The organism is Helicobacter sp. (assembly GCF_029067145.1).
Classification (GTDB): domain Bacteria; phylum Campylobacterota; class Campylobacteria; order Campylobacterales; family Helicobacteraceae; genus Helicobacter_D.
This window is the reverse complement of the sequence record NZ_JAIEFA010000069.1, coordinates 1-12,586: the sequence shown is the minus strand read 5'-3', so window position 1 is coordinate 12,586 and position 12,586 is coordinate 1. Positions and strand designations below refer to the sequence as shown.

Here is a 12,586-nt window from a genome sequence, read left to right as displayed (position 1 = left end):
TTTAAACCTTGCTTCTTGTATTTTGTGAGCCGTGCGGGTGAGGAGAACCCGTGAAAGCACAAGTGCATTCTGTGGTTACCACACCCGCTCCCCCTAAGCCTAAATCAATGCTTGGAGAATCAATTTCTACCTTTTGGGCTGTAATGGAAGCATTTTGGCAAAGAATTTGAATCTGTTTTGGGGAATCTACCTTAAGGGTAGAAGTCTCTGTATCATAAGAGAAACTCACACCATCTTCATAGGTAAGGATTTCTTTTGTGTTGTTTGCCCCCTCACTCTCTTTGCATTCTTGGTTAAAGATTCCACGCAGAATAATGCCTCCATTGGCTTCTCCATAAGGAGAGAACACCAAGACTTGTTCTCCAATGCGCGCAGGAATATAGTGTCTCTTATAAGAATTTGCAAAACTCACCACAGGCAAAAAGTCGGTAATTCTCCCACACACATTGACACGCGCTAGGGCTTTACCCTCTACGCTTTTGGTTTCTGTGATTGTGCCAATGGTAATGAGATTCTTTAAAAGATTGAGGAGTTCCTCCACAAGCTGCCTTTACCTAAAAATTTTGGCGAAAGTTTAGAGAAAATGCCTTGCTTTAAAAATTCTTATTTCTTGTAAAAATCCTTTTAAAAAGGTTTGTAAAAGGGATTGTTTTAAAGAATTGCTAGTTTTTAAAATCTCACTTTCCTTGTTAAATTCCACAAAATTTTTAAAGGATTGTTTTTGCGCGTTGCAAATTTCACTCAAAATCTCCTCAATTGTTTAAAGGCAGAGTTTGGAGAAGACAAGGTATTTTTCTTTAACAACGACTTTGCAAGAGAGGATTCTATTAGCGCGTGCTTAAAAAATTCCCCTGTTTTGTTTGTGGATTTTTTAGGAGATAGCATTAGCGGGCAGTTTCAAAAGGTTTGCACTTTTGAAATCTATATTATCCACGCAACCCCTAGCGTGAATGCAAAGAATCGTGAAACTTCCTTTTATACACAAATGGATTTTTTAGAGAAACTAGACAACAAACTTCAAGAGCTAAAGTTTAATCATTGCGGCGTGATAATGCCTACAAGACTTGTCAAAGAATATGGAGAGATGACGAAAAATGGCTTTTTAACCATTTATAAAAGAGAATTTGAGGTAACCCTTTACACAAACCCTTACGAGGAAGGAGAGGAATGAAAAAAGAATTTTTTGTTTGTGAAATTAGTGCAGCAAAGAGTGAGGATTCCTTAGTGGAATTAAAGGTTGCAGTCGTAGGAAAATGGAGCGGACACTATGCAGGGAGTTTTGAGATTACAGAAAAATCCCTCCAAGAGATTAAAGCAAACTTTGACAATCGCCTCAACGATTGCGTGATTGACTATGAGCACAACAGCCTACAAGGCAAACAGAATCCCGCAGCAGGTTGGATTAAATCTTTAGAGATTAGAGAGAATGCACTCTTTGCAAAGATTGCGTGGAATCCTAAGGCAAAGGAATTTATAGAAAAAGGGGAATACAAATACCTTAGCCCCACTTTCCAAATGCACTATAAAGACCCAAGAAGTGGCGCAGATTGTGGCGTGTTTTTACATTCTGTTGCCCTAACCAATACACCCTTTTTGGATTCTTTAGGCGAGGTTAAGGCAAACTCAAATCCATACAAGAAAGGAGAAACAATGGATAAGGAAAAGTTAGAAGCTTTGGAGGCTGAAAACAAGGCTTTAAAAGAGCAATTAAAGGCGACACAAGACACACTAGAGAAAGCAAATGCACAAATGGCTTGTTCTCTTGTAGATTCTGCATTTGTGGCTTGTAAGATTACAGAGGGACAAAAGGAATGGGCTTTAAGCTATGCCAAAAGAGACTTGGAGGGCTTTACAAAATTCTTAGAAACCACACAACCCCAAGCCCTCCCGCAAAACAATCTTTTTGCAAATAGCAATACAAAAAACACAGCGACACCTAAAATTGATGTCGTCAAACTCACACTAGAATCTTAAAAAAGGAGAAATAATGGCAAATCCAACATTTTATGGTAGGGGCAAAGTCTTAGGCGACTTGCTTGTTAAAACACAATTAAGCGTTAATGCAACATTTCCTGACGCCACAGAGGATAATCCTTTGGAATTAGGGGCAGCAGTAATTGTAAGTGCAGGAGATAATGGAGGATATACTGCCACAGCAGCACCAGCTAATGAGGCAAATGGAATCCTATTGCAAACCATTAATAACGCCTCTGATAGTGTGGGGGTTTTGGTGAGCGGGGAAATCAAAGCAGAGTTTTATGGAGAGAATCCACTAAGCGCAGATTTGCGAACATCGCTTTTAAAAAGCGGAATCGTATTGCGATAAGGAGAGAAAATGAAAACAAAAGAGGCAATGGAGCTTTTTACCCTAGAGGCAATGCAAAAAATCATTACCCAAAAAAAGACGATTGAAACACCTTTTTTAAGCAAATATTTCACAACACAAATCGGACACATTGGCGCAAATGTCGCTATTCCCATTAAAAGAAGTGAGAATTTCATTCTTCACGCCATTTCAAAAACTGCAAGTGCAACCCTTAGTGAGGATAGTGAGGAAATCTTGATGAAGTTTGAAGTGCCAAGATTCGCACAAGAGGGAACGATTAATGCCACCGATTTGAACGAACTAAAGAGCTTTGAGAATGGGGGCGACTTACCCAAAGCCTTAAGCCAAAAAATCTCCGACATTATTACAAATCATAAAGAAAACTTTTGTCTAACACAAGAGTTTATGGCGGTGGGCGCAGTGTTTGGCAGGGTTGTAGATGGCAAAGGGAATGTGTTGTTTGAAGTGGAGATTAAAAACAAGGCAGGATTTAGCGAAACCAAATCCTTGCACGATTCTTTTGCGGAGATTTATGATAGCTTCAGCAAGAATCTAGGCTACCACCCTGAATTTGATTTGTATGTGAGTCGTGAGCTTTTTGAGGAAATTCATAAAAAAGCAATGAAAGAAGAGCTCTTTAAAATCAATCAAGCAAGATTAGAGAAGAACGCAATGCAAATCTATGGCGTGGAGATTATTCCCTATGTTGCAAGTTACAGAAGCAAAACTTCCAAGAAAGACACACAATTTCTATCAGGAAAAACAGGAATGGCAATCCCAAAAACAAAGGGAATCTTTCAGTTGCACTATTCAAGAGCACACCATACCCAAGCACTCAATTTAAGTGCGCAGAAATTCTTTGCCGCAAAACCCGAAGAGTTAGCACAAGGACGGGGATATTGCTTGCATACTGAAAGCAATGTTTTACCTATTTGCGTGCGTCCTGATGCACTCGTAAAACTTGAATGGATTTAAAATAGCTCTTAAAGGCAAAAACTCTTTTTAGAGTATCTTTGCCTTAAGAAACTTTTTTAAAAGGTTTTAAAAGGATTTACAACGCGCTTTAAAAGGGTTAAATCTTTTTAAAAACTCTTAACAAGGTTAAGGAATGATAGATTATCAAAAATACAAAGAACTGATAGAAATTATTGGAGATAAAAAAATCCAAATCACAGCCTTGCAAAATAGAATCGCAAATGTAGATTTAGAACCAGAACTAAATACAGAGGAAGTAAAAGAGCTCCAAAGAATCTATCATCGCTTTATGGACGAATATCCCTTTTTTACTTATAGGCAAGGGGCAAGTGGCACACTAGAGACTAAGACACTTCTTTTTTATAAGGGTTTATCTGATAATGGGGTTCATACAAACAAGCGCATTGTGATTGGCAAGGCAAGCAATGGCAGCACTTATCCGACAGGACGCACAACCATTGCAAGAACCTATCAAAATGCAAGTGGGACAAGTATCACAACAACCCCAAACTTAAATCCTAGCGGAAATATTAGTGCTTCTACTAGCTTCTGCGGACACTTTAAAGGGAGTGCCAATCTTGCAATGCTAAGAAATGCTATGATGAGCCTTCCCATAGGAGTGCTTGTAGCAGAGCAAGAAAACACTCTTGATTCCACAGAGGCAATTAGAGCAGCACACTATCCAAGAAGTCTTTTTGAGGATTTAGAGCGCGTTTCTTATTCTCCACAAGAAATTTTAGACATTCAAGAAAGAATCCGAGAGGAAGTTAGGATAAGATTCAATAGTGAAATTGCTACTTTAATAGAGCAAATCACTGCATTAACAGAGGAGAGAGTAGCAGTAGAGCAGAATTTAGATACACTTCTTACACAGAGTCAAGCACAATTACAAGAAAAACAAGACACTTTAAACAACCTAGAGCAAGCCTTAGAAAATTTAGAGCAAAACAATGCTACTACCCTTGCAGAGATTACAGCTTTGCAAGAAGAGATTGCAAGGATAGAGGCAGAGTTAGAGCGTCTCAATAATGAAAATCCGCAATACACACAAAATCTACAAGAGCTAGAATCTTTAAGAAACCAAAAGGACACACTAGAATCCCAAATCGCAAACTTTTTAAACAATATTGCTCTAAAAGAAGCAGAGTTGGAGAGTGCAAGAACAGAAGTTGCCACACTTATTTCTGAAGTGGAGCGCAAAGAGCAAGAACTCCAAATCCTACAAGAGCAAACCACAGAAAAAGAACAAGAAAGAGAGACTTTACAAGCAAGGAAAGAGGAATTAGAAAATGCTTTGGCAAACATAGGGGATTCTGATGCACTTGATGCAGAGATTTTAAGTTTGCAGCAACAAATCGCAGAACTTGAGGAACAAATTGCACAGAATGGCAACGCAGAACTTTCTAAACAAAAAGACGCACTAAAAACCCAAAGGGATAATCTGCTTGCACAACTAGAGCAACAATCACAGATGCAAGAGAATTTGCAAACACGTATTGCGGAACTGCAAGAGCAAATCACACAACTGCAAGAAGCTTTAGAAGAAATCAATAATGAAACATTGCAAACGCAAGTAACTGAACTTGAAACAAGAATTGAGCAATTAACTACAATTCTTACCCAAAAAGAGACACAAAGCCAAGAATTGCAAGAAAATATCATACAAAAGCAACAAGAGCTAGAATCTCTCCAACAACTCCTCGCAAGTTTTGAGGAGAGTGAGGGGGAACTAGAATCTTTAAATGCACAAATTGCAGAGATTCAAGAGAAGCTACAAAAGGCTTCCCAACTCCAAAATGCACAAAGCTTACTAGAGGATTTACAAGCTAAACTTCAAGCAGCAAAAGATTCTCATTCTTTATTTGCAGAGGAGTTAAGGCAGTGGCACGCCAATGCACTAAAGCTTGCAAAACAATTAGGAATTGAACTCTGTCGCCCCTTAAGTAACAATGTTTATCCAAAAGTAGAAGAACCCGCAGCAGATTTTAAAGGCTATGTCTATCTTGCTAAAGATAATGAGAGATTGGATTCCATTGTGTATAGCCATTATGGCACATTAGAGATTTTCAAAGAGGTTTTAAGTTGCAACCCCAAACTTACCAATAAACCCATTTTAGAGGCTGGGGATAAAGTCTATCTTCCTTTTTTGGATACGAATATTAAAACACTAGAGGAGCTTTGGAGTTAAAATGGAGAATGTAGAAAATGGATTGGAAAGAGAGAATCAAGGGACGCAAAACAAGAAAGAAAATGAGGGCGGAGAGACAAAAGATTTGCAAACCCAAGAACCAAGTGTTTCACAGGACAATGAGGCACAAGATGAAAAAGAGCAAGAAAGCACAGAAAATGGAGATACGAATGCTAAAACAGAAGTTGCAAAAGATTGCACAAATTTGTATTCTAATGATGATTCTAGCACCAACATTTCTAGCTTTGTTTCTCATCGCCTAAGCTTAGACCCAAGTTATACCCAAGAGGAAGCCACAGCGATTGCAGTTTTAAAAGAATCACGTCTTGCAAAAAACACCGCAATTCAAAGATTGCGCAAAGCCTATGCACAAACCCTTGCAGACACACAACCCAATGCAGCAGTGCTTAACGAACTTGTCGCGCAAATGGATTTAATGAAGCTTGAGATGGATGAGATAGACGCTAGCCTAAAAGCCATTGAAAAGGGGGCTTTTAATCAAAACGATTCCTTTAAACCTATCTCTAGCGTCCTAACTCCTCCTAAAAAACCTTTAATCACAGAGGCAGAACTCATTAATGAATTAGGTGCAAATGAGATTAAAGCCTTAAGCGATATTCACGGCGAGGGCATTTGGAATCGCTCCGTGATTGATGATAGTATTTCTGACGCGACTGCGCTGATTGCTTCTTTTTTTAAAATCCCTGCAAATCCGACTTATCTTGTGCGGGATATTTGCGTGAAACTTGCCATTGTGGAGCTAAAGCGACGCAACGCCTATCCCAAAGAGGAGCTAGAGGATATTCGCAATGAGTGCCTAGAGTGGCTTAACAAAATGGCACAAGGCAAGATTCCCACAAGCTTAGAAGAGGAATCAAGTGAAATTAGAAACCAAACCCGCACTTTTATTCATAAAAACAAACCTATGAAGCTAAAGAGAATGTATGACTAAAACCACCAAAGAACTTGCCTTTGATTTATATTCTAAAGGTTACAGCATTGCAAAAATCGCCGAGATTCTGCATAAGAATGTGCGCACGATTGCAAATTACAAAAACAAGGAGTGGGATATGGAGAGAGCAAACTTTTTTACACAACTCAAGGGTGATAGGAACGAAGTGTATCATAATTTCACAGAGGAAATGTATCTTGCCATTCGTGAGATTAGAGAGGACGGGGAACTAAACGCCGAGAAAAAAGCTCAAGCCCTCTCTAAGCTCGGGGATTCCTTTGCAAAGATGAGTAAGGTTGCAGCCCTAGAGAATCCCAAAGAGTATAAATATGGAATCATCAAACGCACGATTGAATTGCTTTTAGAGGAGCTCAAGAAAAAGGGAGAGACCCAAGCCTTAAAGGTAATTGTAGAAATGCTTGAAAAACACGGCTTAAATGAAAAACTCTCACACTTGGAGTTATAATGTTCTCCAAAGAAGAGTTGCAGGAATTTAAAGAATCCCTCTCTTTAGAAGGAGAATCCACACAGGAATTAGAATCTCTCACACGCCATCAATTTGTGGGGTGGTTGAATGCAAAGGCTTCCGAGCTTAAGGCGCAAATCTCACACGAGGTAACCCTAAGTGTAGAGGGCAAAGAGGAGAGAATAAAAAAAGCAAAAGAGGACTTTTTATTCTTTGCAACGACTTACTTTCCACACTACTTCACACTACAAGGCTTTAGTGAGCTACATAAAGCACTAAGTGAAGCATTTTTAAGCATTGCTAAGGGTAAGGGCGGACATAAATTTGCTTTTGCAGCCCCAAGAGCCAATGCAAAAACGACCTATACCGCACAACTCTTTCCGCTTTGGTGCATTTGTTTTAAATTCAAACGCTTTATCATTGAAATATCTGACGCAGTGGAGTTAGTAGAAGGGAATTTGGAAGCCATTAAGGCAGAACTTGAAGACAATGCTAATCTTGCCTTTGACTTCCCGCAAGCTTGTGGTGTGAGTCATTCTTGGAAAGTGGGAGAGTTTGTTACAAGAAATGGCGTGAAGCTCAAAGCCTTTGGGAGTGGAAAGCGTTTAAGAGGGGTGAAGTTTGGCGCGTATCGTCCTGATTTGGCAATCCTAGATGATTTAGAAAATGACACCAATGTGCGAAGTCGTGACCAGCGCGACAAGTTAGAAGCTTGGCTAGATTCTGCGGTAATGAATCTAGGGGACGCTACGCATTCAATGGATACGCTTTATATTGGCACAATCTTGCATTATGATTCGGTGCTGAATCGCAAATTAAGCCTTAGCTTTTGGAATCCAAAGAAGTTTAAGAGCATTGTGGAATACCCTCACAGAATGGATTTGTGGGATTCCTTTACCGCACTCTATCTAACCGACCCTAAACTTGCGGAGGAGTTTTACAACAAACACCAAAAAGCAATGGAGAAAGGTGCGAAGCTTTTATGGAAAGACGCCTTAAGTCTAAAAACCCTAATGGAAATTCGCGCGCAAAACCCAAGAGCCTTTGCTAAAGAGCAACAAAACGAACCCAATGCGGAAACACAAACCTTTAAGCCCGAGAACTTCCGCTTTTATCAGAGATTACCTAAGAACTTAGATTATGTAACACTCTTTTTAGACCCCGCTCACGCACACAAAAATTCAGACTTTACTGCCTTGATTGTGCTAGGCTTAAGCGAGGGCAAAGCCTATGTGTGTGAGGCAATCGGTGGAATCTTTAAAACAAGAGAAATTGCAAAGAAATTCATTGCACTCTATCAACAATACAATCCCAACAAGGCAGCCTTAGAAGCGAACTTCGGAGGGGATTTCTTAAAGGATTATATCAAAAAAGAGGCGCAAAGCAAGGGTTTAAATATCCATATTAAAGCCATACCCAACACAGAAAACAAAGAATTGCGCATTGAGAGGCTAGAGATTCCTATTGAGGATGGGGAGATTCTTTTTCACCGCAACCAAACCTTGCTCTTAGAGCAACTAGAGCAATTCCCCGATGGCAAGAATGACGACTTGCCAGACGCCTTAGAGGGTGCATACTCCCTTTTGAAATTTAAAAAGAAAAAGCAAAGAGTGATGGACTACACACTTTTAAAACCCAAAAGGAGTTTTAGACTATGAAAAAAGAACATTTACTGCAAAACACTCTGATTGCAGAATTACTCAACACCCCTTATCAAAAGCCCCTAAGCAAAAAAGACATTACAATGATTATGGGGGATTTAATTGTAAGCCAATGCAATATCTCAAGAAAGGCACACATTGAGAAAAAGGAAGTCATCATCTCTACAAAGAACAAAAAATACAAAGAGATTCTAAAAAGTGTCTTCCACGCTTCTATCCTTTCACAGATTTTGGAAACCTATCTCTATGGAATCAATGTCTTTGAGATTAATTGGGAGAGAAAGCAAGGACTGCTTGTGCCAAGTTTAGTGGGGAGGGATTTTCAAGAATTTAAGTTTGATAATGCAGGCAAACTTGTGTTTTTAGGTAATGGATTAGAAGAGGAGATTCCTCCTTTTAAGGTTGTCTATGGAATTTATAATCAAAGCTTCCGCGCTCCCTATGGAGAATCCGCATTGCGGCATTTATACTTTAGCGTAAATGTAAAGAATGCAGGATTAGACTTTTGGATACGATTCTTAGAGAGATTTGGAGAACCTTGGGCTGTGGCAAAAACACAAGATGACCCTAACACTCTTGCCCTTGAAGTTTCTAATATGCTTAATGGTAGCACGGCTGTGATTGATAAAGACGAGGAAATAGAGCTCATCCAACCAAGTGCAAAAAGCAATTTTAAAGAACTCGTGGAATATTGTGATAGCCAAATCAATCGTTTTATTTTAGGAGGGAATCTCACAGGAGAAGTAACAGGTGGAAGCCTTGCCGCAGCACAGGCACACAATGAGATTAGAAGCGAGATTGCCCTAAGCGATGAGAGGATTCTTTGCTATGTTTGCAATCGTGTGATTAGTTATTTTAAAGCCCTCAATGGAATCAGTGAGGAAATTACCTTTTCTCTTTTTAATGAGGACGAACCAAAAACTGAATTGGCAAGCAGAGATAAAATCATTTATGAAATGGGATTCCAACCCACACAAGAATATATAGAGAAAACCTATAATCTAAAAACCACACCCCTAACAGAGCCAAACCCTAAAGATTCCACAAAGCAAGGGGAAGAGGAAAAAGGGGAACAAAAAGGAGAAAAAGAGGGAGAAGAGAATAGTAAGGATTCTAAGCTTGTTAAAAACTCTTTAAACACCTCTTTAATCCCTTTTAAATTACCCATAAACAAGAATCTTGCCTTTGATGCGATAGATAATTGGACAGAGAATTTGAAGTTAAAAGACTTTGATTTGGATTCTATCTTGCAAAATGCTAAGAGCTTTGAGGAAGCATTGAGCGCATTAGAGAATGCCTTGCAAGGAGAGGATTTAGAGATTGCAGAATCTACTCTAGCAGAGGCAATAATGAATGCACAAATCTATGGGGTAAGTAATGGTTAGCTTTAGCTTCAATCTTCCTCCAGAGCAGAACATAAAATTTTTACAACAAAAGAAACCCGAGCTTAGTTTTAACTATGATGAATTAATGCACGAAGCACACTTAAAGGCATTTACGATTGCTAAGGTAACCAAGCTAGACTTGCTTAGTGATATGCAAGATTCTTTAATCAAAGCCCAAAGTGAGGGTAAGAGCTTTGAAGTTTGGAAAAAGGAAATTACACCAACACTAGCCAAAAAGGGTTGGTTGGGCAGAGTAGAAGTTACCAATGAGAAAACAGGAGAAATTAAAACCATTAATGTCAATAACACAAAGCTACAAAGAATCTATAACACCAATATGCGCACGGCAAATGCACAAGGCAGAGCTAAGGCACAATATGCACTAGAAGGGGATATTTACTTAAGGTATATCGCCTTGCAAGATGGCTTAACGCGTCCCTCTCATCTTAGAATGCACGGAATCACACTCCACAGAGACAACCCCTTTTGGGAGAGGAATTATCCCCCAAATGGTTGGAATTGTCGGTGTGTAGTGAGGGCATATAGCAAGAGTGAATGTGAAAGGCAAGGATTTACAATTTCACAAACACCTCCACTACCGATTGCAAGTAAGGATTGGAGCTATGATAAGAGAGGGCTAGAGAAAGATAATAGCTTAAATACCATTTTAGATTCTAAACTTAAAAAGTTTGCTAAGGATAACAATAAGGGGGTGTTTGTAGAAAGCTTAAAAGAGATTCCAAATGCCGCACTTAAAAAGACTTGGGAGACTAGCTTAAATGCAATGATTGATGAAGTGTTAGTTAAAGGCAATCAGAGCTATCCTGCTGCCTATGCACAAGTAGGTAAGATAAGCTCAAAAATACAGAGCTTTTTAGAAAAAACACTAGGCTCAAAGCTTGAGGATTACTATTTAGTCTTACCCAAAAACAATCTACTGCACGCCTCACCAAAGCGTAAAGCAATTTACAATCAAGCCCTAAGAATAGAGGAGTTTAGAGAAATCGTTAATGTGCTTGAAGAGGAAAAAGAGGTGTATTGGGATAAGGATTCTTTGATTTACTTTTTTGAGGATAAAGAGGATAAAACAAAGATGAATAAGATTGTCGTAACACCAAATTACAAGATTAAACGCTTTGGGAAAACAAATGTGATTGTAACACTAGGGAAAGTCAATACAGAGGATAAACTTAAAAACAATCCAACAAAAATCAAATAACAGGTGGGAGTTGCACCCACAATCCAGTGCATAAAGCACCCCAATTACTATTTATTGGAATCTGTTATTTAATGTTACATTCTACCACAAAGGATTAAAAAATGCAATACACTAAAAGAATCTTAAAAACTAAAAGTAAGAAATGATTTTTGTAAATCTTAGTAGTGGGAGAGATTCTAAACACTATGGCTTTATGTAGGAGAAACTATGGCAGAAATTATCCTTAGTATTGAGGAATTACAAGATAAGCTAGAAAGGTTAAGTAAAGCATTAGAGAATAAAACACCGCTTCTAAGGAGAATCGCAAATACTTTGCAAAATGTTACAGAGGAATCCTTTGATAAACAAGCCTCACCCTTTGGGGAGAAATGGAAAGACAATGCGCCCTCTACAAAGAGAAAGAAGCGGGGTAATAAGATTCTAATCAAAAGCGGACTTTTATCCCAATCTTTCACACAAAAAATTACAGGCAATAGCGCACAAGTAGGCACAAACAAAGCTTATGCTGCCATTCATCAATTTGGAGGAAAAGCAGGGAGAGGCAAAAAGGTGAGCATTCCTGCGCGTCCTTTTATGCCAATCAATAAAAATGGAGAGATTCCAAAGGATTTAGGCGAGAGGCTAGAGGGAGAAGTGGTGGATTATTTGAAAAAGGTGTTAAGATAAATTGGAATATTGAAGTGAAATAGCCCTAAAAATCATATATAAGCCATTCATTCCTAAGCCTATATGCGTCTTTCCGTCAAGTTCAGATATAACCATTTTGATAGATTTTAGCAATATTTCTTTGTGTAATCCCACGCTTTCTTTGCTTAAAAATATATCAGCAGCTAGGATAGCCGATACTAGAAACTTAATGGCAGCATCTCGTTCGCCCTTTTGCCAAAAATCTCTGCATAAAATGTATCCGCCCCACGCTAACATTTTGTAAGGGCAAACGCCATTTACCGATACGCCATAAGCAGCTACATGGTCGTAATATTGCACTAGTATTTCTTCTAATAATCTGCTTTCAGCCTCATTATCAACCCAGATTCCATAATACTGCTTGGAGCAGTCAAATAGAAAATTTATAATGCTTGCCATTTCAGAAAAGTTCAATGAAGCCTTGCTTAACTTGCCTTGAATGCCCACTATTTCACCTCGTTAAATAGGGATTCCGCTAGATATTTCTTTGCTTTAATATCTTCAATAACTTTTTCTTTGTTGTTTTCATATTCTTTCAAAAAAGCGGAAATCTTAGGATTGATTCCATTATGTAGCGGTGTTTTAGTCTCTTCTTGTGTTGAAATAATGCCACCTGTTTTTTCGCTAATGACTTTTTCAAAAATAGCTTGTGCAGTCTCTTTTGTCATAGCGTCTCCTTTTCAAAATATAAACTGAATATCAAAAATTGATATTTAAGGTAAAGGAT

The 12,586-nt window shown here is 38.7% G+C and carries 14 protein-coding genes; 11 read left to right on the top strand and 3 right to left on the bottom strand.

The features are described 5' to 3' along the window. Position 1: 1 nt before the first annotated feature. The gene (locus K2N75_RS06920) at positions 2-541 is read right to left on the bottom strand and encodes a phage baseplate assembly protein V (RefSeq protein WP_297680011.1); all 540 of its coding nucleotides are present in this window, start codon (positions 539-541) and stop codon (positions 2-4) included. A 180-nt stretch (positions 542-721) separates the two neighbouring features. Here K2N75_RS06920 and K2N75_RS06915 point away from each other — a divergent pair, with 180 nt between their 5' ends. From K2N75_RS06915 to K2N75_RS06865, 11 genes are all read left to right on the top strand, one after another. Further along, a complete protein-coding gene (locus tag K2N75_RS06915) occupies positions 722-1,171 on the top strand; it encodes a hypothetical protein (RefSeq protein ID WP_297680012.1) in 450 nt (149 codons plus the stop codon). Then, the gene (locus tag K2N75_RS06910) at positions 1,168-1,974 is read left to right on the top strand and encodes a phage protease (RefSeq protein WP_297680013.1); all 807 of its coding nucleotides are present in this window, start codon (positions 1,168-1,170) and stop codon (positions 1,972-1,974) included. Before K2N75_RS06915 ends, K2N75_RS06910 begins: the two co-directional genes overlap by 4 nt. A gap of 13 nt (positions 1,975-1,987) precedes the next feature. After that, positions 1,988-2,326 (top strand): hypothetical protein, encoded by a 339-nt coding sequence (locus tag K2N75_RS06905; protein ID WP_297680014.1) that lies wholly within the window; start codon positions 1,988-1,990, stop codon positions 2,324-2,326. A gap of 9 nt (positions 2,327-2,335) precedes the next feature. Next, positions 2,336-3,301: a major capsid protein gene (locus tag K2N75_RS06900; protein WP_297680015.1), complete on the top strand. Its 966-nt coding sequence runs from the start codon at positions 2,336-2,338 to the stop codon at positions 3,299-3,301. A gap of 2,023 nt (positions 3,302-5,324) precedes the next feature. Further along, a complete protein-coding gene (locus K2N75_RS09225; RefSeq protein WP_363318441.1) occupies positions 5,325-5,489 on the top strand; it encodes a phage tail protein in 165 nt (54 codons plus the stop codon). Between the two features lies 1 nt (position 5,490). Further along, positions 5,491-6,441 (top strand): phage protein Gp36 family protein, encoded by a 951-nt coding sequence (locus tag K2N75_RS06890; protein ID WP_297680017.1) that lies wholly within the window; start codon positions 5,491-5,493, stop codon positions 6,439-6,441. Then, positions 6,434-6,907, top strand: a complete 474-nt coding sequence (locus K2N75_RS06885) for a DUF1804 family protein (RefSeq protein ID WP_289688041.1) — start codon at positions 6,434-6,436, stop codon at positions 6,905-6,907. Before K2N75_RS06890 ends, K2N75_RS06885 begins: the two co-directional genes overlap by 8 nt. After that, entirely contained in the window at positions 6,907-8,565 is a 1,659-nt protein-coding gene (gene terL, locus K2N75_RS06880; protein ID WP_297680018.1) for a phage terminase large subunit, read from the top strand. Before K2N75_RS06885 ends, terL begins: the two co-directional genes overlap by 1 nt. Beyond that, on the top strand, positions 8,562-9,953 hold the full coding sequence (locus K2N75_RS06875; RefSeq protein WP_297680019.1) for a DUF935 family protein: 1,392 nt from the start codon (positions 8,562-8,564) through the stop codon (positions 9,951-9,953). Before terL ends, K2N75_RS06875 begins: the two co-directional genes overlap by 4 nt. Further along, positions 9,946-11,172 carry a phage minor head protein gene (locus K2N75_RS06870; protein WP_297680020.1) on the top strand — a complete coding sequence of 409 codons (1,227 nt, stop codon included), beginning with the start codon at positions 9,946-9,948 and terminating at the stop codon, positions 11,170-11,172. The genes K2N75_RS06875 and K2N75_RS06870 overlap by 8 nt, the downstream gene beginning before the upstream one ends. A 207-nt stretch (positions 11,173-11,379) precedes the next feature. Next, complete coding sequence (locus K2N75_RS06865; RefSeq protein ID WP_297680021.1) at positions 11,380-11,838, top strand: phage virion morphogenesis protein; 459 nt, start codon at positions 11,380-11,382, stop codon at positions 11,836-11,838. Here the strand turns inward: K2N75_RS06865 and K2N75_RS06860 are convergent. Continuing rightward, positions 11,830-12,306, bottom strand: a complete 477-nt coding sequence (locus tag K2N75_RS06860) for a hypothetical protein (protein WP_297680022.1) — start codon at positions 12,304-12,306, stop codon at positions 11,830-11,832. The genes K2N75_RS06865 and K2N75_RS06860 overlap by 9 nt on opposite strands. Next, positions 12,306-12,527: a hypothetical protein gene (locus K2N75_RS06855; protein ID WP_297680023.1), complete on the bottom strand. Its 222-nt coding sequence runs from the start codon at positions 12,525-12,527 to the stop codon at positions 12,306-12,308. The genes K2N75_RS06860 and K2N75_RS06855 overlap by 1 nt, the downstream gene beginning before the upstream one ends. Between the last annotated feature and the right edge of the window lie 59 nt (positions 12,528-12,586).

Excerpts from the sequence above, each read along its gene's own strand:
- K2N75_RS06910 (WP_297680013.1), top strand. The coding sequence starts at position 1,168 with ATGAAAAAAGAATTTTTTGTTTGTGAAATTAGTGCAGCAAAGAGTGAG.
- K2N75_RS06905 (WP_297680014.1), top strand. The coding sequence starts at position 1,988 with ATGGCAAATCCAACATTTTATGGTAGGGGCAAAGTCTTAGGCGACTTG.
- K2N75_RS06900 (WP_297680015.1), top strand. The coding sequence starts at position 2,336 with ATGAAAACAAAAGAGGCAATGGAGCTTTTTACCCTAGAGGCAATGCAA.
- K2N75_RS06890 (WP_297680017.1), top strand. The coding sequence starts at position 5,491 with ATGGAGAATGTAGAAAATGGATTGGAAAGAGAGAATCAAGGGACGCAA.
- K2N75_RS06885 (WP_289688041.1), top strand. The coding sequence starts at position 6,434 with ATGACTAAAACCACCAAAGAACTTGCCTTTGATTTATATTCTAAAGGT.
- terL (WP_297680018.1), top strand. The coding sequence starts at position 6,907 with ATGTTCTCCAAAGAAGAGTTGCAGGAATTTAAAGAATCCCTCTCTTTA.
- K2N75_RS06875 (WP_297680019.1), top strand. The coding sequence starts at position 8,562 with ATGAAAAAAGAACATTTACTGCAAAACACTCTGATTGCAGAATTACTC.
- K2N75_RS06870 (WP_297680020.1), top strand. The coding sequence starts at position 9,946 with ATGGTTAGCTTTAGCTTCAATCTTCCTCCAGAGCAGAACATAAAATTT.
- K2N75_RS06865 (WP_297680021.1), top strand. The coding sequence starts at position 11,380 with ATGGCAGAAATTATCCTTAGTATTGAGGAATTACAAGATAAGCTAGAA.
- K2N75_RS06855 (WP_297680023.1), bottom strand. The coding sequence starts at position 12,527 with ATGACAAAAGAGACTGCACAAGCTATTTTTGAAAAAGTCATTAGCGAA.